21 protein-coding genes are annotated in these 22,660 nt (G+C 42.2%); 9 read left to right on the top strand and 12 right to left on the bottom strand.

The features are described 5' to 3' along the window. The first annotated feature begins 7 nt into the window (after positions 1-7). On the top strand, positions 8-1,219 hold the full coding sequence (locus L2740_RS08345; RefSeq protein ID WP_248949581.1) for a DUF3300 domain-containing protein: 1,212 nt from the start codon (positions 8-10) through the stop codon (positions 1,217-1,219). A 68-nt stretch (positions 1,220-1,287) separates the two neighbouring features. Here L2740_RS08345 and L2740_RS08340 read toward each other — a convergent pair whose 3' ends face one another. Beyond that, complete coding sequence (locus tag L2740_RS08340) at positions 1,288-2,688, bottom strand: leucine-rich repeat-containing protein kinase family protein (protein ID WP_248949580.1); 1,401 nt, start codon at positions 2,686-2,688, stop codon at positions 1,288-1,290. A 226-nt stretch (positions 2,689-2,914) separates the two neighbouring features. Between L2740_RS08340 and L2740_RS08335 the strand changes: the two genes are divergently transcribed. Then, positions 2,915-4,255, top strand: coding sequence for an ABC1 kinase family protein (locus L2740_RS08335; RefSeq protein WP_248949579.1), 1,341 nt, complete (start codon positions 2,915-2,917; stop codon positions 4,253-4,255). Positions 4,256-4,302: 47 nt separating this feature from the next. On the opposite strand, the gene L2740_RS08330 is transcribed toward L2740_RS08335, so the two are convergent. Together L2740_RS08330 and rsmS are read right to left on the bottom strand one after the other, a co-directional pair. Then, positions 4,303-5,022 (bottom strand): DUF599 domain-containing protein, encoded by a 720-nt coding sequence (locus L2740_RS08330; RefSeq protein ID WP_248949578.1) that lies wholly within the window; start codon positions 5,020-5,022, stop codon positions 4,303-4,305. Between the two features lie 94 nt (positions 5,023-5,116). Beyond that, positions 5,117-5,275: a pleiotropic regulatory protein RsmS gene (rsmS, locus tag L2740_RS08325; protein WP_248949577.1), complete on the bottom strand. Its 159-nt coding sequence runs from the start codon at positions 5,273-5,275 to the stop codon at positions 5,117-5,119. A gap of 236 nt (positions 5,276-5,511) precedes the next feature. On the opposite strand from rsmS, the gene L2740_RS08320 reads away from it, so the two are divergent. Next, positions 5,512-5,739 (top strand): hypothetical protein, encoded by a 228-nt coding sequence (locus L2740_RS08320; protein WP_248949576.1) that lies wholly within the window; start codon positions 5,512-5,514, stop codon positions 5,737-5,739. Positions 5,740-5,885: 146 nt separating this feature from the next. On the opposite strand, the gene L2740_RS08315 is transcribed toward L2740_RS08320, so the two are convergent. Continuing rightward, positions 5,886-6,623, bottom strand: coding sequence for a porin family protein (locus L2740_RS08315; RefSeq protein ID WP_248949575.1), 738 nt, complete (start codon positions 6,621-6,623; stop codon positions 5,886-5,888). 267 nt (positions 6,624-6,890) lie between these two features. Next, a complete protein-coding gene (locus L2740_RS08310; protein WP_248949573.1) occupies positions 6,891-7,670 on the bottom strand; it encodes an ABC transporter permease in 780 nt (259 codons plus the stop codon). Positions 7,671-7,874: 204 nt separating this feature from the next. Between L2740_RS08310 and pepT the strand changes: the two genes are divergently transcribed. The 4 genes from pepT to L2740_RS08290 all read left to right on the top strand — a co-directional run bounded on the left by pepT (position 7,875) and on the right by L2740_RS08290 (position 11,384). Continuing rightward, entirely contained in the window at positions 7,875-9,098 is a 1,224-nt protein-coding gene (gene pepT, locus L2740_RS08305) for a peptidase T (RefSeq protein ID WP_248949702.1), read from the top strand. Between the two features lie 209 nt (positions 9,099-9,307). Beyond that, a complete protein-coding gene (locus L2740_RS08300; RefSeq protein ID WP_248949571.1) occupies positions 9,308-10,003 on the top strand; it encodes a Rossmann-fold NAD(P)-binding domain-containing protein in 696 nt (231 codons plus the stop codon). A gap of 93 nt (positions 10,004-10,096) precedes the next feature. Further along, complete coding sequence (locus tag L2740_RS08295; RefSeq protein ID WP_248949569.1) at positions 10,097-10,810, top strand: tRNA (adenine(22)-N(1))-methyltransferase; 714 nt, start codon at positions 10,097-10,099, stop codon at positions 10,808-10,810. A 43-nt stretch (positions 10,811-10,853) separates the two neighbouring features. Continuing rightward, positions 10,854-11,384: an NUDIX hydrolase gene (locus tag L2740_RS08290; RefSeq protein WP_248949568.1), complete on the top strand. Its 531-nt coding sequence runs from the start codon at positions 10,854-10,856 to the stop codon at positions 11,382-11,384. A 76-nt stretch (positions 11,385-11,460) separates the two neighbouring features. On the opposite strand, the gene gltS is transcribed toward L2740_RS08290, so the two are convergent. Further along, positions 11,461-12,690: a sodium/glutamate symporter gene (gene gltS, locus L2740_RS08285; RefSeq protein ID WP_248949567.1), complete on the bottom strand. Its 1,230-nt coding sequence runs from the start codon at positions 12,688-12,690 to the stop codon at positions 11,461-11,463. Between the two features lie 577 nt (positions 12,691-13,267). Here gltS and L2740_RS08280 point away from each other — a divergent pair. Further along, entirely contained in the window at positions 13,268-14,962 is a 1,695-nt protein-coding gene (locus tag L2740_RS08280) for a beta strand repeat-containing protein (RefSeq protein ID WP_248949566.1), read from the top strand. Between the two features lie 76 nt (positions 14,963-15,038). Here L2740_RS08280 and L2740_RS08275 read toward each other — a convergent pair whose 3' ends face one another. The 4 genes from L2740_RS08275 to gad form a co-directional block, all read right to left on the bottom strand. Next, positions 15,039-15,953 (bottom strand): pseudouridine-5'-phosphate glycosidase, encoded by a 915-nt coding sequence (locus tag L2740_RS08275; protein ID WP_248949565.1) that lies wholly within the window; start codon positions 15,951-15,953, stop codon positions 15,039-15,041. Beyond that, positions 15,947-17,038 carry a PfkB family carbohydrate kinase gene (locus L2740_RS08270; protein WP_248949564.1) on the bottom strand — a complete coding sequence of 364 codons (1,092 nt, stop codon included), beginning with the start codon at positions 17,036-17,038 and terminating at the stop codon, positions 15,947-15,949. Before L2740_RS08270 ends, L2740_RS08275 begins: the two co-directional genes overlap by 7 nt. A 389-nt stretch (positions 17,039-17,427) precedes the next feature. After that, positions 17,428-19,167, bottom strand: coding sequence for an aspartate:alanine exchanger family transporter (locus tag L2740_RS08265; protein WP_248949563.1), 1,740 nt, complete (start codon positions 19,165-19,167; stop codon positions 17,428-17,430). Positions 19,168-19,227: 60 nt separating this feature from the next. Further along, entirely contained in the window at positions 19,228-20,622 is a 1,395-nt protein-coding gene (gene gad, locus L2740_RS08260; protein ID WP_248949562.1) for a glutamate decarboxylase, read from the bottom strand. 378 nt (positions 20,623-21,000) lie between these two features. Between gad and L2740_RS08255 the strand changes: the two genes are divergently transcribed. Then, the gene (locus L2740_RS08255; RefSeq protein WP_248949561.1) at positions 21,001-21,291 is read left to right on the top strand and encodes a putative quinol monooxygenase; all 291 of its coding nucleotides are present in this window, start codon (positions 21,001-21,003) and stop codon (positions 21,289-21,291) included. An 86-nt stretch (positions 21,292-21,377) separates the two neighbouring features. On the opposite strand, the gene L2740_RS08250 is transcribed toward L2740_RS08255, so the two are convergent. Beyond that, positions 21,378-21,584, bottom strand: coding sequence for an AbrB/MazE/SpoVT family DNA-binding domain-containing protein (locus tag L2740_RS08250; RefSeq protein WP_248470886.1), 207 nt, complete (start codon positions 21,582-21,584; stop codon positions 21,378-21,380). Between the two features lie 115 nt (positions 21,585-21,699). Continuing rightward, positions 21,700-22,527, bottom strand: coding sequence for an AbaSI family restriction endonuclease (locus tag L2740_RS08245; RefSeq protein ID WP_248949560.1), 828 nt, complete (start codon positions 22,525-22,527; stop codon positions 21,700-21,702). Positions 22,528-22,660: the final 133 nt, after the last annotated feature.

Raw genomic sequence — 22,660 nt, 5'->3', positions numbered from 1 at the left:
AGTTCACATGAACACACTCAAAAAATGGTGTTACCTGTCACTTGTTATCGCTATGCCTTTGATAATGCCAGTGACTGCCGTCAACGCCGAGCAAAACCAGCTTGAGCAAACTCAATATAGTGAGGGACAACTTGCACAGATGCTGGCACCGATCGCCCTTTATCCCGATAGTTTATTGACCCATATTCTGATTGCCGCTACCTACCCGCTTGAAGTGGTTCAAGCACATCGTTGGCAACAATCAAAACAGCACTTATCGACCCAAAAACAAATCGATAGAGCACAGGATAAAGATTGGGACCCAAGTGTGGTTGCGCTGATTGCGTTTCCCAATGTACTGCAAAAACTCAGTGAAGATCTTGATTGGACCCAGTCATTGGGTGACGCTTTTTTACAAGATGAAGCTCAAGTGCTTGCCAGTATTCAAATGTTGAGGCTGGAGGCTGACAATGCCAATAGCCTTGAGCAGATGGAAAACATGCAAGTCACTCGTGTGAGTAATCAGATCATTATTGAGCCGGTACGCAAAGAAATTGTTTACGTGCCCTACTACGACCCAAGAACAGTTTACGGTTATTGGCGTTGGTATCGCTACCCGCCAGTGTATTGGGCGGTTTACCCAGGATATGTCAGACCAAGTTATGGCCATTTTTATTGGCGCGCCGGCGTGCACATTAGCTTTAACTATTACTTTAGCGCGTTCCATTGGCATAAGCGCCATGTGGTTGTAGTGCATCACCATAACTCACACAGATACCGTCACCGCGGCCGAATTGTCACTAGTCATGGCTCAAAACGTTGGGCACATAAGCCACATCACAGACGCGGCGTGGCATACAGTAATGGCGCTTTAAGACATAAATATAAAAGTCATCACCCTATCCGCGTATCAAACAAGGCTATAAGTCCCAATACACGAGATAAAGTGCAGCGTAAACGTGAGCAACAGTTGCATAGTAAGCTACACGCAAATACTAGGCTAAACCAAAAGTCATATAAACAATCACAAAACACGCAATTTAACCAGCACAGCAAAAGGTCGCGAGTAAACAAGCCACATAGCGTTCAGCAGCATAAAACGCCTTATAAAACAACTAAAACACATAGGCAAGAGCATAGAGCTTCCAATACACAAAAACATAAAAGCTCTCAAAAACAGACTCACAGACCGAGGCCAGCTTCCCGCAGCCACAACCAACACAAAGCGAGAAAAGATTGATGTGTTTTACCTATAAAAAATGCCGCTACATGTTCGTTAGCGGCATTTTTATCAAGCTTAAATAGCAATTAAATGGTGAGTTCTGTTTCAGAGGTTAACTGGCAAATATATTGCTGTATTAACTGTTCAATCTCTTCAAAGCGCGGGCGCAGTGCTACATTAGGCTGCACGCAATCGGCAGCTAATGCATTTAATTTAGCTAATACTTGCGTAGCTTGTTCACCTGCCAAATACTGCGCTTTTTCAGTCGTCACTAAGCAGTGACGAATAAGATCTTCAATAAAGCAACCTAACGCACTCACTTCAATGCCTTCCATTGCTTCTCTTTGTAATTGTGGCAATAAACTCAAATTAGTTGCTGCGCCAAAGTCTCCAAACAAAATATCTGCATTAGCGTTATACATAGTGTTATGAGCATAAATATCACCATGGCTGACTTGGTTTTGGTGTAAATGCTTCAGGCCTGATGCCATCTGCGCAACCATTTTTAAAATGGTCAGCAGTTCAAATTGAGTTTCGGCTGAAAAAGTATCTCTGGTACAAGTTTCTAATGATGGTGGTAAACCTAAATTCTGATATTGATTAGGTATGAGCTCCATCACCAATGCCGCTTTATCCGCTTCATTAATCTGCGCAATAACCTTAATTAGATTGGGGTGCTGCCCAGCCTGTAAGCAATTTGCCAACTCGTTTTCAGGGAAACCATCGCTGGTCACCTCACCTTTGAAAACTTTTACGGCGATATCAAGACTTGTCCCGGCTAATTCAGCAGGTTGAGTCAGCCATTGAGCACGATAAATCACACCTGATGCGCCTTGACCAATCACTTGTTGTAGTTCAATGGCCTCAGAGCTAACACTTGCAACTGTGGCATCTTTGGTAATCGCTTTAATCCCAGAAGAACCTGCGTTAGCAATAGGATTGCCATCAATGGCAAGCCAGCTAAGCTTTGGCAATTGAAACAACCAATTTGGCAAACTAGTCATCGCATTAGCAGACAGGCGAGCTAGGCCTAACTGCTTACAATCCGCCATGCTGTCTGGCAAAGAAGTTAACTTGTTGCCAGCAAGAGCTAACTTTTGTAGTCGATACAAACGCCCCATGTCTTCAGGTAAAGACTCGATTTGATTGTCAGTCAAAATAAGCCAGCGCGTTTGCTCTGGTAATGACTGCTCAGGCACCGATGTTAGCTTATTAGATTTAAAGCTAATCATTTCAAGCTTAGGGCAACGAGCCAGTACCGACGGCACTGAATCAAAGTTATTATTAGTTAAAAATAGAATTTTTAGCTGAGTTAGCTGGTCTAAATCATCAGGCAGTTCACTTAAGTTATTGTCAGATAAATCGAGAACTTCAAGGCTATCAGCCAAGTTAAAAATGGCTTGAGGAAACTCGGTTAAACCTGCTGCAATTTGTAGGCGCTTACAGCCTTGTAATTGTCCCGACATTAACTGCTCAATAGTGTGCAAAACTCAGACCTTATCCGTATCTAAAAATAGCCGGCAATACTATAGGATAAACAGCACCACACCAAGAACCAATTAATCTATAACCCAAAACAAATCTTATTTAGTAGCGATTTTTTCTAAGTGTTCTTATGCCTGCTTTGCTTGATCTTTATTGATTTTATGGCGTATTGATAACTGTCATTAAATAAAACATAGTCAGTAACTTGGTTTCATATGAGGTTATAAAATGAAAAGCTCCCAAACTGCAAAAGTACCAGCCAGCCGCCTGTCGCGATTATCTTCTTTGGGCGGTTTGGCCTCTCGTGTTGCCGGAAATGTACTGTTTGAAGGCGCGAAAAAACTCAGCCAAGGCCAAGCACCTAAACTGCAAGATTTAGTGTTAACTCCTCAAAATATAACTCATGTTGCTGACAAACTGTCACAGATGCGCGGCGCGGCGATGAAAGTCGGCCAAATGTTGTCGATGGACTCCGGTGAGTTAATGCCAAAGGAATTAAGCGAGCTGTTATCTAAGCTACGTGCAGAAGCGAAAGTGATGCCTCATAAGCAGCTCATCGATATCTTAAAATGTAACTGGGGCGAAGACTGGTTAGCACCTTTTGCCCATTTTGAACTGCGCCCTTTTGCCGCGGCATCAATCGGCCAAGTGCATCAAGCAACCCTAGCAAATGGCAGTAAGCTCGCGGTAAAAATTCAATACCCTGGGATCCGTAACAGCATAGATAGCGATATAGATAATGTCGCCTCTTTACTGCGCTTATCTAAGTTAGTCCCACAAAATGTGCAGTTTGATAACTTACTAAATGAGGCAAAGAAACAGCTGCATAGCGAAGCCGATTATCAAATTGAACTCCAGATGCTCAATAGCTACCGAACGCTACTTGCTGACGACCCGCATTTTGTTATCCCAGCCCCAATAACCACATTATGCACAACCGATATTTTAGTGATGGATTATATAGATGGAACAAGTATCGAGTCTGTCGCTAATGAAACCCAAACGATACGCGATACAGTGGCCAGTCAACTGCTCGCGCTATTTTTCAGAGAACTATTTGAGTTTGGCTTAATGCAAACCGATCCTAATTTTGCCAACTTTCAATACCAAGCTGATCAACAAAAAATTGTTTTACTTGATTTTGGTGCGACCAGAAAAATTCCGCAGCATTTGTCTGAGCAATATAAAGCACTAATGTGCGCCGCTAAAAATAATGACCGCGTGGCTATGGCTAATGCAGCGCAACAAATTGGCTTTTTTAGAGACGCAATTGATGATGCTCAAAAATCACTAATACTGGATATTTTTTATGAAGCTTGCGAACCTCTGCGCGCGGAAAAAGCCTATGACTTTGGCGCGAGTAATTTAGCTCAGAGAATTAAAGCCGCTGGAATGTCGATAAGCTCAAACGCTGACAAATGGCATACACCACCTGCCGATGCGATTTTTATCCATCGTAAACTAGCAGGTATGTACTTATTGGCATCTAAATTAGAGGCTAAAATTAACGTCAATGCCATTTTTGAAGATATGCTACATAAGCAAAATATTGAACAAGCTGCTGTATAAGCAGCTTGTTTTGTTCTTTTCGGGAGCTAGCAAGATAAGCAATAACGCTAGCTATATTTTTTGCTACGCTCTTCTTTGAGAAGCTCTTGCCCTTTAGTAATCGCGATTACCGCTTTAGATTTAAATTCGCGGCGGTACAGGGTTACCACAACAAAGATACTGGCAGCGATAAAGGCAATAGGGTGGAAGAACCAGCATAAAGCAGCCATAGAGAAGTAATAAGAGCGCAAACCGTAGTTATAAGAGTGGGTAGCTTGATCTTGAACTGTCGCCATCTGCTTAGCATAACGACGTAAATTGTCATTTTTGCCCTCTTTATCAACCGGCGCAGCACCAACCATCACGTTCAAAAAACCATATTGACGCATTGACCAAGTAAATTGGAAAAACGCCATAATAAAGATAAAGGTCAACATGCCGAGCTTCATCTGCACCAAGGCATGATTTGGCTCTGCTGCAAAAGGGATTGTGGCGATCACCGCTTCTAAGCGCTCAACTTGGGCAAACAAGGTTAACACACCGGCTAATACCAGTAAGGTCGTTGATGCAAAGAAAGCAATATTTCGTTCAAGGTTAGCAAGCAGTGCAGCTTCGCCAACCCTTACCTCACGGCCAATAAGCTCATGCATCCAGTGAATACGATGTTGATGCAGACAACGGGCAATGCAATTCGTTGTTTTAGCCTTGCGTTTAGCAAAGTAGGTGTAGCCAACCCAACTCGCAATAAAACAAAAAGGAGCAACGAGATCGAGTAACGAAATAGCCATCGAGGATTCCATTTTAGAAAAACCATGTTAAGTAACGCTGTAATGCGGAAAGATTGCAGCAGTCAATTTATTGAAGTGATAGCCAATATTGCTATTAGCGCTTAGCTTGTAGGTCTTGTTTAACGATTTCTAAAGCGGCTAAGGCAACATCGGTATCGATATTGTTACTCTCTAAAAGAAAGATAAGGTCAACCGCCAGCTTAACCTCTTCAGCAGCATTAGCTAATCCACTAACGGGTAGCTCTTCATTCATTTTTTAACTCTCTTACGCAGTAACAAGACCAACAGAAAATAACAATGCGCTAGTATACTCAGTCCGTTAATTCGCCTCAATTAGCAAACAGCATATCCGACCTTTGTTTTTGCGTAATCAAAATATGCCTATTTAGCGCTTACTAAGGCTTTATTACCGTTTAAAGCCTAGATATACTCGCATTATTAAGGCACAACGTTCGTTGTGCATAGCAAACACAAAGGCACAAAACCTCTATGGCAAAAATGGATTTCTCGGTGATTAATGACACCACAGCAAAATCTTTTAATGAACAGAAAAACCTTATCAAACGCGTTTTTAAAGGTAACACTGTTCTGTGCCCTGTGTGCAACCAAGCACTTGCAATGAAGCTGCCTGTAAAAGGCCAAGAAGACAGTATTTCAGGTATTTGCTGTAAAAAAGGCTGCACCGATATCGAGCTTGATATGGAACTAGTGATTTAGTTTCAGCCTGTATTGCATGAACTAACCAGCACTTTAAGTGCGATAGTTCACAAGCAATCTTTCACAAGCAAAGGTCGATATTTATAAAATCAAAAAAGCTGCAGGCATACTCATGCTGCAGCTTTTTTAGTTATTAACCTAGGCAATCAAAATTGATATGTCACACCAACACCAAAACCGCTCGATGCCATATCAAATAAAAAATCATTATCTTGGTAGTCCAGATCGATATATCTGAAGCTGTATTTTAAATCCCAGTTGTCGCTCAGGTTTTGATTCAATGTAAAGTTCAACGCCCAAGACAGATCAGAGCCTACACCAAATCCGCCCAATTCAGCGCGGCTATTTAAGTAAAAGCTTTCGTTAATAACCCACTTATTTTTAAGGCCAAACAGAGGGTCAAGCCAATTGTCACCAAAGTTGGGGGTTAAACGTTGATCAACAATACGCACATCTAATTGATTATTCACATCGACAAAGCGAACGCCCATAAAGCTATACCAATGCATATCACCTTGGCGCGCAAAACGGTACGCTGCCACCACATCCAATAACTTTTGTTTAGCAGTTAGCTCAGCGCTTACATTATCCACTTTGGCATCGTATTTCAGTTTCATATAAACCAAATCGACCCACATGTTCCAATTACCTTTTTCGGCCTGAAAGTTCACGAGTACTGCACCGTCTAGATTTTCAAAAATCTCACTAAAAGACATATCAATATCAACGTTTACTGGCTGGCCATTTCTGTCTATATAACCGGTTTGTCCTTGCTGGCTAACAGCCCATAAATAAGGTGACACTTCAAACTTCCACTGCTCAGCGAATAATTGACTTGAACTAAGCATCATCAAACAGATAAACAGTACTAATGATTTACACATAGGCTTCCATTTCCAATGTTGAGTTGCTGATATAGCGCTGATTGATTTTACTTATGGGCTACTGCAGAAGTGCGGTAACTAACCTTGTAGCAATAAACTAGGCGCGCACTATCAAGGTTAGCCGAAAATAACTAACTTGTTGTGGTAATAGTGAATAAACAGAAATGAGCAGTGCGATCTTTACTCCAGCAAAGATTACACAGCTTTTATAATAAAACGTGGTGAGATCGTATTCATAACGTTCAGCGGATAAAACACTGAACCAAGTTAATCGCTTAGCAACGCAATTCTAATTCGCCCAGTTGGCGCAATAGCTTGGCGAACGCAGAGGAGCAAGGTGACCGACACAGATACCGATAAAGTGACAAAAATCGCCACCAAAATAACTATCTGATATTTTATGGCGATTAACGGATCCACGCCTCCGAGTATTTGGCCTGTCATCATACCTGGCAAAGTCACCAACCCAGTTGTAGCCATAGTCGCAAGGATAGGCGCAAAAGATTGCTGCATTGCTGCTTGCACAAAAGGCAGGCTTGCTTGACGCGGAGAGGCTCCTAAAGCCAGTGCTCCTTGGTATTCCGCTTTTCTATCACTAAAAGCACCAAATAGCCTTTGCAGCGCAACAATGTTACCGCTTAAGCAATTGCCGAGCAGCATGCCTGCAGTAGGAATTAAATATTGCGCGGTATATATAGGCTCGGGTGATAACAAAAAGACCATCATCAACCACAACACCGGAAATAAGCCTAACGCTAGTCCCAAAAATACTGGTTGGAATAAGACTCTTTTGGGCAGTTTAGCTTTGCTAATAATAGAACTACTGCCGACTAATAACATCACTAATAACCAAGCGAGGTTAACCCAAATGCTATCTAGGACAAATAAATATTGCAGATAAAGACCGACTAAAATCAGCTGCACTGTCATACGGATAACAGCAGATAGCATGTCTCGATTTAGCCCTAACTGAAAATACCGCCCAATAGCTAACGGTACCAGTAGAACTAGCATAAATAGGCCTAGCTGCAGCCAACCTATATCCATTTATCTTAATCTCTTAAGCCAATACTTTACTTAATATAACCAAACAAAAGCGGAGTTAATAGCAGATTGCAGATACGAATAACTGAGCAAGCAGCCTGACAATTAAATGCTACACGATTAAGAAAAACTTGATCGATGTCTAATGAATTCACTTTATGGCTTGTTAGACTCCAAGCACTTTTTGCTATTTTAGAAAATACGATTATGAAGCAACAGCTACTTGAACGGTTCTTACGCTACGTCAGTTTTAATACCCAATCTGATGGCAACAGCCAAAGCGTGCCGAGTACAGATAACCAATTTGCGTTCGCCCAACACCTGCGTCAAGAACTAATAAGCCTTGGATTTGCAGAAGTTAAATTGTCTGATAAAGGCTATTTAACAGGAACTGTACCTGGCAATGTAGCTGATGCCCCTTGCATTGGTTTTGTAGCGCATTTAGATACTGCACCAGACTTTAGTGGTGACAATGTAAGCCCGCAAATCATTGAAAACTACAATGGCAAAGATATTCAACTTGGTTTAGAAGAAGTGCTTTCACCAAGCCAATTCAGCAGCCTTAATCAATACTTAGGCCAAACACTGATCACCACTGACGGCACTAGCTTGTTAGGCGGTGATGATAAAGCCGGTATTGCGGAGATTATTTGCGCCCTACATCACCTGCTGACTCATCCTGAGATCCCTCACGGCAAAATTCGCTTATGCTTTACTCCTGATGAGGAAATTGGCCGCGGCGCAGATCATTTTGATGTTGAAGGTTTTGGTGCACAGTGGGCTTACACTGTTGATGGCGGCCAGCTCGGTGAACTTGAATATGAAAACTTCAATGCCGCAACTGCTGTGATAACCGCAACGGGCAACAACTGTCATCCGGGCACAGCCTACGGTGTTATGGTTAATGCGCAAACCATAGCGGCAAGGTTTCATGCCAAAATGCCATTAAAAGATACACCGGAATGCAGTCGTGACTACGATGGTTTTTTCCACTTAATGAGCATGGAAGGCGTAACTGAAAAAGCGACCCTGACCTACATTATTCGTGACTTTGACCTTGATCTATTTCAACAAAGAAAAAACTGGCTCGCAGAACTAGTAGAGAAATATAACGCTGAACTGACTATTGGCCAACTCAGCATTGATATTCAAGATTCTTATTTAAATATGAAGCAACAAGTGCTGCCTCATCCGCATATTATCGATATTGCTAAGCAAGCAATGCAAAACTTACAAATTGAGCCATTGGTAAAGCCTATTCGTGGCGGTACCGACGGCTCGCGCTTATCTTACATGGGACTACCTTGCCCAAATATCTTCACTGGTGGCCACAATTTCCACGGTAAACATGAATATGTATGCCTGGAGTCTATGGAGCAAGCAAGCCAAACCATTATTGAGATCGCCAAGCTTAGCGCTGCTCATCGATAACTGATGATTGACTAGTACTTCTTAACACTTAACAGGCCTGTTGTAGCATTCAGCATAACAGGCCTGTTGTTTTAGAATTAAGCCACCAAGCATAAGCCTTTAATGCTGCCAATTTATCGCTTTAGCACTCTGCAAGCGCTAAAGTATTTGATTCCCCCGCCCAGCTCTCTACACTTACGCTAACGACAACATTGATATTGAGTTATGACATGAACGCTGCACTCATCGGCGCAACCGGGCTAATTGGTCAACTACTTTTACAAAAACTTATCGACACAGGCTGTTATGAAAACATTTTACTCATAGGTCGAAAGCAGCCTCAATATAATGAAAATAGCAGCACAAAAATTACTTTTCTAGCCTGCCACCAGTTAAACGAAATTTCAAGTCTTGAGCTCCCCTTTAGCATAGATCATGCTTTTTGCTGCTTAGGCACAACTATCAAGCAAGCTGGCAGCCAACAAGCTTTTATTGCCGTTGATAAAACCGCCTGTATTGATTTTGTCGATAAATGCCAAGCCAGCTCAAATTTTGTTGTCACCGCTTTAGGTGCCAGTAGCCAATCGAAAACTTTTTATAACCGCATAAAAGGTCAAACCCAAGAAGCTTTAGCCCATCTTCTAGCTGAAACGCAGCAAGCTGATTCACCTAAACGCTTGTGGTTATTCCAACCTAGCTTGCTTTTGGGTAAACGTAATGAGAGCCGAATGCTAGAAGATTTAGCAAAAGGTGCTTTTCGTTTTGCCTCAGGGCTATTTGTTGGTCCATTACAGCAATACCGACCAATAGAAGCAGAACAAGTAGCCGCCGCTATGCTAGCTTGTGCTATTTCAGCGCAAGACCCTGAATATGATTCAATTCAGCGAGTTATTATCGTTTCCAATGATCAAATGCAGCAATCCTAATCAACAGCTGTAAACAAGGCGCTGCCGCTATTGACTGCATACCTATGGCATCATTTAAAATAGCCGACTATTTTATTGTGATTGAGTACGACCTTGAAAATTAGTCAGCGCCTGCAATACATTAACCAGATGATCATCAATGACTATGAGCATATTTGGGACTGCTGTTGTGATCATGGCCTGCTTGGCGCGGCTCTGCTAAAGCGTAACGCGGCTAAACAGATCCATTTTGTCGATGTGGTGCCAAATTTAATGCAACAACTAGAACACAAGTTGCAACGGTTTTATCCAAAACCGACGATTAAATCTGATAAAAGTGACTGGCAAGTTCATTGCACTGATGTTGGGCAACTTAATTTAGCTGAAAAACAACAGCGACAATTAGTGATTATTGCTGGTGTGGGCGGCGATCTAACCATAGATCTAGTCAAACAGATTGTTGAACGCCACCCTGAGCATAATCTTGAGTTTATTCTATGTCCGGTACATCATATTTATAAAGTTCGCATGGCAATGCAGCAACTTGGCTTAGGGTTAATCAATGAGCATTTGATGCAAGAGAACCAACGCTTTTACGAAGTGCTGCACTTATCAAGTAAGAGTCTCACACCAATAAGCCCTGTTGGCACTATGATGTGGGGCGCTGATCAACAGCTGGATAATCACTACCTTGAAAGTACATTAATGCACTATCAGCGTATCGCTCAAGGGCTAGCAAAAGCGCAATTGTCTGCTTCACAACAAGCAGAAAAAACCTTTGTCGAGCAAGTTATCGCAGATTATCAACGCCTAACTCCACAGCTTTAAACTGCTTAGCGGTTTATAAAATCCATCCAATAATGAGTCTTTTATGCGTTTATTAAAATCAACGGTTCATGCAGATCTCTCACACCTCGCTCCTACAGAGCTAGCGGCTAAAAGTTTTCATCGCCAAGCAGCTCGCGGCATTATTTTAAAGGGTGAGGAGATATTAATGCTCTATACCGAACGCTATCACGACTACAGTATTCCTGGTGGTGGCGTCGATGAAGGTGAAGATATTCACACAGGACTCATCCGTGAGCTAGAAGAGGAAACAGGTGCGCAGCATATCGAGATCATCAGTGAATTTGGCCGCTACGAAGAGTTTCGTCCTTGGAATAGAGATAGTTTCGAAGTGGTACACATGGATTCATTCTGCTTTGTTTGTGATATTCATGCCGAACTTGGTGAAACAAAATTAGAAGCGCATGAAATACAAAATGGTATGAGGCCGGTGTGGATCAACATTCATCAAGCCATTGCCCACAATGAACACACGATTGCCAATAGTCCGAAAAAAGGTATGTCGATAGAGCGTGAAACCTTTTTATTAAAGCAAATCGTTGCCGAGCTTTTGTAAAATTAACCTCTTTACGGCAGCATAAAATAACAGTGCTGCCGTGAAGCCAATATATTTTAAGTACTAAAGCTTGAGGCTAAAAATAGACAAATAGATTGATAATCATCGCATTAATAATATCGATAAAAAAACCACAAACTAAAGGCACAATAATAAAGGCTCTGTGGGCTGCACCATACTGCTGAGTTACTGCCGTCATATTCACAATAGCGGTTGCCGTGGAGCCTAAAGTTACCCCACCAAAACCAGAACAAATAACCGCAGCTTCATAGTCTTTACCCATCATTCTAAATACCACAAATATGGTAAAGACCACTGATAGGAAGACTTGCACCGCCATCACCACTGAGATGTAAAGTAAGCTGCCTTCAAGCTCCCACACTTTTAAGCTCATCAACGCCATGGTTAAGAACATGCCTAAACAAATATCTTGAATAAGCGATAAGCCCTGCGATGCATCATCTAAATAGGCTCGGTCTTTTACTTCTCGGCGATTAATGATGGCTCGACCCGCGTTACCTATGATTATCCCACCCAATAAACAGGCGACAAACAGCGGCAGTTTAAGCCCCGCACCTTGCAACGCCATATCGATAAAGTAACCAAATATCAGGGTGACGTTTAACCATAACCAAGCGCGTAACACACCAAAGTAATCCACTTTGATATGTGATGAACCTGCTTGGTGACTGGTACCAATATCGAGTTCTGAATCATGATTAGCTTGTACTTTATGGCGTTTCATTAAGTAAGCCGCAATCGGGCCACCAATCACACAAGCAGAAATCAAACCTAGGGTATTTGAAGCAATTCCCAACTCACTGGCATTTGCAATGCCAAGCTCTTCAACGAACGTTGGTGTCCAAGCCATGGCGGTACCCACACCACCTATCAGTGATATTGAGCCCGACATTAATCCCGCTTTTGGATCTAAACCAAACAATGAGGCAATAGTCACTCCGGTAAAGTTCTGCAAGAAAATAAATGCACTCGCTAGGGCGATAAGAATGACAAGCGGTTTGCCGCCTTTTAATAAAGTCACAAAGTCAGCTTTTAATCCAATGCCAGCAAAGAAGTAAAGTAACAGCACATCACGTACTTCAAGATTAAACTCAATTTGAATATCAAAGGCGTAATAGAGGATCCCGACAATCGCGGCGCAAGCAAAGCCGCCAACAACGGGCTCAGGAATACTGTACTTTCTCAATAATTCATACCGAGAAATAATACTTTTACCAATAAATAGCGCGATGATCGCTAAGGTAAAAGAGACGAAATCCTTAATTTCAATTAGCTCTGGTTCCATATTTATTCTCTCCCTATGGCATCGCTTAGAAGCAATTTTGCAAAAATTAGCCGCATAGTCTTCTTACTAAGAGTTAACGCCTCGACGCCACTCAAATAAAATGTCAGCACATCTGCACTTCTCATGTTTACAATAAGTTAATCGAATCCCTTCCTTATTAACACCCCTATTATTCATCTATCTTTCAACAGCAAAGCAAACACTGATATAACGCTAAAGTATGACCAAGCTAAAGCCTGCCGCATTTATGGGGCGTATATGCAGCGCACTCAATTAATTGTAAATAAACAAATATCCATACAAATCCCAATATCAGCCACCCGCCATTACTACTACTCTGAAAATCTCATCTAGTAACTAAGAGCCAAGGGTTTAATACCATTGCTGGACGCAAGCAAAAGTTGCAAACGGCATACTTTTCCGCATCCAAAAGGCACACCAAGATTTCAATATCAGGTTTGTCATGTCCGAATTTTGGATGATGGTTCGGATTTGAAAAGTGTAAAAAAGCTCATGTGAGCTGAATGATGTTTGACATAACGTTTAATTATTTTTTAACGGATTAAGGATTTTACCCATGATCAAGTTACTTCCTATCGCAGCAGCAGTCGCACTGGCTTTAAACTCTGGCGCCGCCCTAGCAAATGACGCAACAATCTCTCAAACTGGTAACTCTAATACTGCAACCACTACTCAATCAGGCAGCGGTCAGACAGCAGATACCACCCAAGTTGGTACAAATCAAACAGCAACTACAACTCAAACAGATTCGGACCAAACATCTACAATTGACCAAGTGGGTAACGGTGCAGACTCAACTGTTACTGTTACTCAATCAGGTGTAGGCCCTAACTCAGCGGCGGTAACGCAAGACCATACGTTCCGTACCCAAGCCACACTCACTCAAGCTGGTTCAAATAACGGTGCAGTAGTTAATCAGCTGCATGTAAACGACAGTATTGCAACTGTGACTCAAACCGGTGATGGTAACAACGCTAATGTTCGCCAACACGGATTTGGTATCCACAACCCTGCAGGGGCAACAGTCACTCAGCTAGGTGATGCAAATACAGCCAACACAAACCAAGATACTTCAACTGATGCAATACTAACGGTATCTCAAACAGGTAACGGCAATACAGCTACCGTTGATCAGCTAAACAATGCATTCAACTCAAGTGTAAGTGTTACTCAGACAACAGATAACGCTTCAGCAACTGCAGCTCAAGATGGCGCTGACAACTCATTTATCACTACCGTTCAAGATGATGGTACAGATGGCACTATTACAGCTAGCCAAGCAAACGGTACAAACAACACTATTTTAGCAACCCAAACAGATGGTACATCAGGCACGTCTATCACGGTTAGCCAAGACGGTAGCAACAATGGTATGACGGTTTACCAAGAGCATGTGTTTAACTCGACAGTTAATGTATCTCAAGTGGGTGACGGCAACACAGGCTCTGTAAACCAAGAGCATGTTAATGACAGTACAGCAAGCGTTACTGCTACGGGTAATACAAACTCAACAACTATTCGTCAATATGGTTTTGGCTGGCATGAACCTGCAGAAGCAACAATTACAACTACAGGTAATATGAACACAGTTAATATTAACCAAGATACTTCTTTCCAAGCTGTCGCAACTGTTGAGCAAGATGGCAACAATAACCAAGTAGATATTGACCAAACTGATGAGTCTGACAACTCTGTAGTTACCGTTAAACAGTTAGCGGCAAGTGAAGCTGGCAATGTAACTGCACTGCAAAATGCGGCTGCTGATTCAAGCATTACTGTTGAACAATCGAGTGTGAATGGCTCACTTGTTGTTGTTAATCAAACCAGTGGTTCAGATCTAACAGCATTAGTTAATCAAACAGGAACTTTTGGTGGCTCAGCAAAAGTTAACCAATCAGGCGTAGATCTAGACGCGACTGTTAAACAAACAGGTGCTGAAAACACTGCTGACGTACTGCAAAGCAACACATTAAACATGGCAAACGTACAACAGTATGGCGAATTTGGCTCAGCTGATATTGACCAAACAGGTGCAGATAATGATGCTTACGTTAATCAAGCTGGTGGCGAATTTAACGATGCAACCATCGACCAGCAAGGTGATGGCAACACAGCGACTATCAACCAAGATGGCTTTGGTACATTAGCAGCCGTTAACTCAGCAACCATTACTCAGTTTGGTACTAATGATACAGCTACTATTACTCAAACGGGTGGTTTTGGTAACATGGCGACTATCGTTCAAAACTAATGTAGCTTTACGGCAGAGCACATAAAAAAGGGGAGCTATTTAGCTCCCCTTTTCAACTCTGTATGACGCCAATAACTTACTTTGCGTATTCAACCGCAATGTTAGCAGCAAGCTTTGCGTTATTGAACACAAGCTCAATGTTTGCCGCTAAGCTAACGCCTTTAGTGGTTTCAGCCACTTTAGCCAATAGGAATGGTGTTGAAGCCTTACCAAAAATACCCTTGCTATCCATCTCTGCAACTGCGTCAGCAATCACTTTATCGATCATCGCGCGATCTAACTGGTGCGCTTCAGGGATTGGGTTAGCAACCACGATGCCACCTTTAAGGTCCATATCCCACTTAGCTTTCATGGCTGCAGCAATTTGCGCTGGAGTATCAAGCTGATAATCAACACCAAACTCGCTCTCACGAGTGTAGAATGCAGGTAGTGTGCTAGTTTGGTAACCGATAACTGGTACACCTTGAGTTTCTAGGTACTCTAAAGTTAGGCCGATATCTAAGATTGATTTCGCGCCAGCACACACAACCGTTACATCAGTATTTGCTAGCTCTTGTAAGTCAGCAGAGATATCAAATGTTTGCTGAGCACCGCGGTGAACGCCACCAATACCGCCAGTTGCAAATACTTTAATACCTGCCATTTGCGCCAAAATCATAGTTGAAGCAACGGTCGTTGCACCGTCGACTTCTTTAGCAACGATAAATGGAATATCACGACGGCTAGTCTTAATAACATCAAGACCAGCTTTACCTAAATATTCAATCTCTTCGTGAGTCATACCCACTTTTAAACGGCCTTTTAAAATAGCAATCGTTGCAGGCACTGCGCCGTTGTCACGGATGATTTGCTCAACTTTAAGTGCGGTTTCAACGTTTTGCGGATAAGGCATACCGTGAGAAATAATGGTCGATTCCAATGCAACTACAGGCTTACCTGCTGCTAATGCTGCTGCAACTTCAGGATTAATATCTAGGTACTGCTCTAACATAACGACTCCTTGATAACGCGCTTAACGGTAATTTCAGACATATTTGGGTTTATTGTGGCTAAGTGAGACAGCGCAACAACCGCGGCTCCCATAGCAAATTTATTTGATTCTTCTGTGCTCCACTGCTGGATCCAGCCATGCGCCAAACCAGCAAGGTAAGCATCACCAGCACCATTGGCATTAACCATAGATACTGGCATTGTAGGTACAAGAGCTTGCACACCTTCATCGCTGTAGAACACACCATCACAGCCTAAGCTTAAGAAAATGCGTTTTACGCCTTGTTTATGGAACCAATTAGCAAGTTCTGGAAGTTCATCGTGATCACTGATACTGATCCCAGATAATTGCTCAGCTTCTTTTAAATTAGGCTTTAAGGTGTGGATTGAACTTAAAAATGGGGCGATTTTCTTTGCTTTCGCACAAGACACTGTGTCGACAAAAATAGGCCGGTCTGAGAAGTTGCTGAGGATATATTCCAGAGATTCTGCAGATAAGTTGGCGTCGACAACAATAAGGTCTGCCCGTCTTAGTATTTCTTCATGACTTCTCAGCACGGCTACACTTAATCTATCTAAAATAGCCATATCATTAATAGCAACATGCATATCGCTATCGCCATCGAGTACTGATAGATAAGTTGAAGTAGCAAATTCATCAAGGTGAATACAAGCTTTCATGTCAATGCCAGCCTGTTGGCACTGCGTCATGATCATTTGCCCGTAGGTATCTTTACCTAGTGCACTGATAAGGTGAGTATTTGATCCAAGACGTGCTAAGTTTTCAGCAATGTTACGACCCACGCCACCGGGTGAGCAACTAACACTGCCAGGGTTTGAATCACCAACTTGTAGGGTATGTTGAGGACGGCCAAGAATGTCCATATTTGCGCCACCAATAACGATAGCGTAACGTGATTCAGCAAGGATATATCCTTTGCCCTTAATCACGCCTTTATGAGTCAAATTCATAATGTGGCCAGCAACAGCTGAACGACTAATGCCTAACTGATCCGCAATACTTTGCTGCGGAATAAGCGGGTCTTGCTTTAGTAGCGCTAGAATCTCGATTTCGCGTTCTGTCATTATTATTATCCAGTCGACACCGACAAACAAACAAATGTTTGCACGCCAAACTTAAGTTTGATTTTCCGCAAGAGTATGCTTATTAGATAAAATATTCAAGCGAAACTAATTTAAAAAAGGCAAATTGTGAGCAAGCCGAGAAAAATAAAGCTTCCCGTCCACAGCGCATTCCTAAACCAAGCAAAAAGTAGCCGGAAAATAATTATAAAAAACGAGCTATGATAAAGCATTTAATAACAACAGCTTATATTTTAGTGTCACGATTAAAAGCGCAGGGAATGGTTAAAGCAGATAGGATTGGCTATTAAAGTCATCATATCTGTAAAGAAAAGCTCCCAATGCCATCTAGGCCAGAAGGAGCATAATCTAAACATCGTTGATATTTGCAGTTAGATCACCATGGTTAAGTAACCTAATACCAACACGATCATCGACGTTAGTGCATAAGGGACCGGGTAACCCACTGCAGGCATGTCACTTTGACAAACATCTTGTGCACCTTTCATTGCAGGCGTGCTATTGCGCCCGCCAGCACAAGCGCCTGCCAATATAGCCGGATTCATTTTGCGGAAATACAAGCCGTATATCCAAGCTAACAAAGGAGGAACAAGTGCAGCAGTTAAGCCTAACGCCGCAATTTTTATCACAACAATACCTTGAAATGAGGCTAAAATTTTAGGCCCCACAGTTGCTGCAAGTACCGCAACAAATAGACTTAGACCAATATCTTGCAGGAAGCTTCTTGCCCCCTCACTCATGGGGCCGCCAAAAGTTGGGTTACGCGTTCTTAAGAAAGAGAAAATAATACCGGTTAACATACAACCTGCCGACGTGCCTAACGCAAAAGGAATACCGCCTAATGTGACACTAAAGTGGCCGCATATATAACCAATCAACAGTGACAGTGCCAGATAGAATGTTTCGGTTAATGTACTTTCCACAATTGGCGTACTATTTAGCTTTTTAGCCACTTGTTGCACGCACCAGTCAGATCCAGCAACGCGCAGCACATCACCTACTTCGACTACGGCTTGCCCTGTCACAGGTAACTGATGCCCTTGACGAAATAAGGCTTTAATATAGACACCAAAACCGACTTTTTCACTGATTTCATTGATGCTTTTACCACTGAAATCTGATTTACCAAGATGGATATCAGCCACTTCAATATCGACATTTCGCGCTCTAGGCTCATCCACTTCTTCGCCAACAAACGCCGCATCGTCAATCAAAACATGGTAATCACCGCGTATACCAATCACATCACCTAACTGCAGTTTAGGATTGTCAGATGCATCAAACACATCGTTACCGCGCACGACTTTTAAGATCGCTGTGTGAGGAAAACGCTGAAATAGTGATTCAATGCTCTGCCCTACTAGCTCTTGATGCTCGACTTTGTAAGCCCTAATGTCTAAAGGCAATACACCAATATTTGAAAAACCATTAGTACTTGGCAAGGCTTCAATGTCATCACCCACGCCAAACTCTGCCTCAGCGTCTTTACCCGCCTTAACCGGGTCAACGCCAAACATTGCAGGTAAATACTTAATTAATAAAATAATAAATACACTAGATAAGATGTAACTGATGGCATAGCCTGCGGCTATATTAGCGCTGACTTGATCGAGTGTCATACCAGCAGGTGCTTTAAATGCACCTGAGGATATTGCCGATTGTGCAACGCCCATTACTGCTGTTACCGTGTAGCTTCCCGATATAATTCCAGCAGCGTAGCCCGGTGCTAAGTCGAGTAATTTCGCGCCAAAATACACAATAAGAAAATTACTAAATACAACGATTAAGCCAATAACAACAAAATCCAATCCGCCTCTTGCTAGCCCTGAGAAAAACTGTGGACCAACTTTCATACCAATAGCATACATAAACATCATAAGAAAGATATCAGATACCAAGCCTGGCTCTTCAATCTTAAGACCATAAACAGAGAAAGCGGTTAACGCGATAGCCACACCTGCCACTAGCGTTCCAGCGGTCGAGCCTAAAGATATTCCTTTGATAGATACCTTTCCAAGCGGATAACCAATCGCAATGGCTAAAAACAGAAATACGAAGGGGTTATGAGCAATGTAACCAAATACAAAACCGAAAATTTCAGAAATATTCATCGTCATGTCTCAAACTAAGTTGATAAAAAAAGGCCATCGATAACGATGACCTTTTACCCATTAACCGTGATTAAAACCTGAAGACTCTTTTGAATCACTACCATGTGAAATCGGATGTTCAGCGAAAAAGTCGACACAGTGCTTTAAGTCGGCAACCAATAAATCAGCTTGGTCACGACTAAAGCCGTGGCGTACTAAAATACGCATTATCACTAAATCTTCCCTTTTAGGTGGCATTGCATACGCAGCAATTTGCCAGCCTCGTGAACGGATGCGATCAGAGAGGTCAAATAAGTTAAAACCAGGATCAATGCCCTCTTTCAATGACCAGCTCATCGCAGGGATCCCGCCATGTCCGTCATAAATAATGTCGAACATGCCCAGCTTTTCTATCTCACTTGAAAGGTACTGCGCGGTGTCATAGCAGGCTTGATGGATCTTTCTGTAGCCCTCTTTACCTAAGCGTAAAAAGTTATAGTACTGTGCAACGATTTGGCCACCAGGGCGAGAAAAGTTCAGCGCAAATGTTGGCATATTGCCGCCTAAATAATTGACATTGAAAATCAAATCTTCATCTAACGCAGCTGCATCTCGCCAAATAACCCAACCCACACCCAGCGGGCTTAAACCAAATTTATGCCCAGAAGCATTAATGGATTTCACTCGCGGCAGTGAAAAGTCCCACTCAAGCTCAGGTTGGCAAAATGGCGCTAAAAAACCACCACTGGCGGCATCAACATGAATAGGAATATCCAGGCCAGTGTCTTGCTCAAGTTTATCAAGTGCTTCATGTACCGCTTTTACAGGCTCATATTGACAGGTAAATGTCACCCCTAAAGTGGGCACCACACCAATGGTATTTTCATCACAGCGCTTAATGACTTCTTCAGCATTCATAATTAAGCGATCCCCTTCCATCGGGATCTCACGTAACTCGATATCCCAGTATCGAGCAAACTTATGCCAACATACTTGCACTGGACCACAGACCATATTAGGTTTATCCGTAGGTTTTCCCTGTGCTTTCATTTTCTTGCGCCAAGCCCACTTCAGCGCCATGCCGCCAAGCATTGCCGCCTCGCTTGAGCCTGTGGTAGAACAACCTAAGGTGTTTTCAGCATCTGGAGAGTTCCATAGATCTGCAAGCATATGCACGCAACGAGCTTCAAGCTCTGCAGTTTGCGGATACTCATCCTTATCAATCATGTTCTTGTCGATACATTCGTCCATTAATTTATGGACTTCTTCTTCAACCCAAGTTTGACAGAAAGTAGCAAGGTTTTGGCGTGAATTACCGTCCATCATGAGCTCGTCATGGACAATTTGATAAGCATGGCGCGGGTTATTTTCTTGCTCAGGCATTTTATATTTGGGCATAGATAGCGCTAAATCTGTCGATGAGTAAATATCATCTAGCAGGTCGTCTCGCACAGAATCTTTCGCATGAAGAGGCATTATATTTTACTCCAATGAAATAAATAGAATTTCCTACTCGCTGGTGATACACAGCTGACACACTCAACATATAACTTTGTTTTAGGTGCGGCAAGATAAAAAACAAATTTTAAAGAACAAAATACCAATAGGTAAACAATGTAAAGATGTAAATATTAACAATAAGATACAGGGTAGTAATTAAAACTACGGCAAACACTTAAGAGTAAGCATATAACGCGCCATAGTCATTATTAGTGAGTAAAAGCCGAATGTTTCACCATCCTCTTGCCCTGCGATTAACATTTTTATTTTGATAATCATTCAAGAAAAAGCTGGTTTATTATGATTAAGGCACAACTTAATATAGCTACATCAACTCAATATAGGATCTCAAACATGGCAAATCTTACAATTGTAGCGAACATCATCGCGAATGAAGGCAGTGTAGAACTAGTTAAAGCAGAGCTTATCAAGCTAATTGACATCACTCGCAGTGAAGCGGGTTGTATTCAGTATGAGCTCCACCAAGACAATGAAAACCCAGCGCATTTTACATTCTTTGAAAATTGGTCTTCACGAGAGCTATGGCAAGACCATATGGGAGCGCAACATTTAGCTGATTATTTAGCAGCGACAGAAGGCGCAGTGGCGAGCTTCACCGTAAATGAAATGACTCAGGTAGGCTAATTAAGTAGAAAACATAAGATAGTGCGTATACCAAACTAGCTAAGCTGTAGTAGCTAAGTTTTAGTAGCAAAGTAAATGTCACTTGGTTACGCATCTTCTTCATGCATAAAATCTTCAATCATAGTCATCTGCTCAGCGAGCTTATCTTCAATTGTGACTAAGCGATAACTGCCGTGGGGCATTTTCTCTAAACTGATGCGGTCACCAGCCTGCACGTGTAGTTGCTCAACAACCTCTGTTGGCAACCTTAACCCTAAACCTTCTCCAATCGTTTCAACTTTAATCTCAGCCATAGTCATACTCCACTTATGCACTAAAACATTGTCTTACTATTATAGTTGAATCTTGATATCAACAAGAACAAACACTCATTCGATGTCATTAATTAGCTGGTCGACAAAAGTCTCTTTAGAAAGTGTAATCAATTGCTATTTGCTTCCAAAAAACACCTGCTTCATAGCTCGTCTTTACTCTATCTAATTCAAAAACACCTTTAAAACGATACATCGTTTGCCCTAACTCATCTTTGACTCGAGCAAATACAACATATTGAAAGCTCTCTGAAAAGTTCCTATCGATCACTTCGCGCTTTTTGGCCTCTGACTCGAGACAATACTCGTGGATCTCAGTACCATCGTGACTTATTTCGTTAAACCACTGCTCGTTGGGATACAGCTTAGGAAACCATAACTTAATATTTGGCTGCTTAGGAATACTTGCAGAGGAGCGTTGCCAACCTTTGTATTGATGACCAAATAAATTACACACCTCAGCAGAGGTCCGCAGTGCAACGTTTTCACTCACCTTTATACTGCCGCGAGATTGTAAATATTCAACACTGTGTTCGAGTTCCGGGTTCCACGGCTGAAAACAGCCCAGTATTTTTTGATCGGCTATCATTTGCTGAATATCAGCAACGACCTTATCGACTTGAATATTAATTTGTTCAATGGATACCGCAGCGTCTATACGCCTCACCAAATGATCTGTTGCAGTTATAATATCGAGTTCGCGTATTTTATCGGTATCAATTTGGCCTTGATGAAATCCCTCATCAATCTCGATATGTAGTTTTAGCTGGGGTAAATACAGATCGGTCAATGCAAAACCGTTCGGCCTAGCAACATATTGCTGGGTGACAAACTTCACATCTAAGTCATCAACTTTATGAATAATTCGAGTGATTGCGTACAGCTCAAAACGCTTATTCTTGCAGCGTTGTAACTGCCGAGTCATGTGCAGAGTTTTCATTGGAACTAGCAAGAGAAAAAAGGAACAGGATTGTATATGTTTCACACCTCAAAAGCAGCATTTTAGCGAGCTTTTATCACCAACAACCTGCCCCGTAAGACAGATTTGTTGAAGAGTG

The organism is Shewanella pneumatophori (assembly GCF_023283895.1).
Lineage (GTDB): Bacteria > Pseudomonadota > Gammaproteobacteria > Enterobacterales > Shewanellaceae > Shewanella > Shewanella pneumatophori.
The sequence above is the reverse complement of the archived record's forward strand: the minus strand, read 5'-3'. Positions and strand labels throughout refer to the sequence as shown.

Coding starts and splice junctions, on each gene's coding strand:
- L2740_RS08345 (WP_248949581.1), top strand. CDS start 8: ATGAACACACTCAAAAAATGGTGTTACCTGTCACTTGTTATCGCTATG.
- L2740_RS08335 (WP_248949579.1), top strand. CDS start 2,915: ATGAAAAGCTCCCAAACTGCAAAAGTACCAGCCAGCCGCCTGTCGCGA.
- L2740_RS08330 (WP_248949578.1), bottom strand. CDS start 5,022: ATGGCTATTTCGTTACTCGATCTCGTTGCTCCTTTTTGTTTTATTGCG.
- rsmS (WP_248949577.1), bottom strand. CDS start 5,275: ATGAATGAAGAGCTACCCGTTAGTGGATTAGCTAATGCTGCTGAAGAG.
- L2740_RS08320 (WP_248949576.1), top strand. CDS start 5,512: ATGGCAAAAATGGATTTCTCGGTGATTAATGACACCACAGCAAAATCT.
- L2740_RS08315 (WP_248949575.1), bottom strand. CDS start 6,623: ATGTGTAAATCATTAGTACTGTTTATCTGTTTGATGATGCTTAGTTCA.
- L2740_RS08310 (WP_248949573.1), bottom strand. CDS start 7,670: ATGGATATAGGTTGGCTGCAGCTAGGCCTATTTATGCTAGTTCTACTG.
- pepT (WP_248949702.1), top strand. CDS start 7,875: ATGAAGCAACAGCTACTTGAACGGTTCTTACGCTACGTCAGTTTTAAT.
- L2740_RS08300 (WP_248949571.1), top strand. CDS start 9,308: ATGAACGCTGCACTCATCGGCGCAACCGGGCTAATTGGTCAACTACTT.
- L2740_RS08290 (WP_248949568.1), top strand. CDS start 10,854: ATGCGTTTATTAAAATCAACGGTTCATGCAGATCTCTCACACCTCGCT.
- gltS (WP_248949567.1), bottom strand. CDS start 12,690: ATGGAACCAGAGCTAATTGAAATTAAGGATTTCGTCTCTTTTACCTTA.
- L2740_RS08280 (WP_248949566.1), top strand. CDS start 13,268: ATGATCAAGTTACTTCCTATCGCAGCAGCAGTCGCACTGGCTTTAAAC.
- L2740_RS08275 (WP_248949565.1), bottom strand. CDS start 15,953: ATGTTAGAGCAGTACCTAGATATTAATCCTGAAGTTGCAGCAGCATTA.
- L2740_RS08270 (WP_248949564.1), bottom strand. CDS start 17,038: ATGACAGAACGCGAAATCGAGATTCTAGCGCTACTAAAGCAAGACCCG.
- L2740_RS08265 (WP_248949563.1), bottom strand. CDS start 19,167: ATGAATATTTCTGAAATTTTCGGTTTTGTATTTGGTTACATTGCTCAT.
- gad (WP_248949562.1), bottom strand. CDS start 20,622: ATGCCTCTTCATGCGAAAGATTCTGTGCGAGACGACCTGCTAGATGAT.
- L2740_RS08255 (WP_248949561.1), top strand. CDS start 21,001: ATGGCAAATCTTACAATTGTAGCGAACATCATCGCGAATGAAGGCAGT.
- L2740_RS08250 (WP_248470886.1), bottom strand. CDS start 21,584: ATGGCTGAGATTAAAGTTGAAACGATTGGAGAAGGTTTAGGGTTAAGG.
- L2740_RS08245 (WP_248949560.1), bottom strand. CDS start 22,527: ATGACTCGGCAGTTACAACGCTGCAAGAATAAGCGTTTTGAGCTGTAC.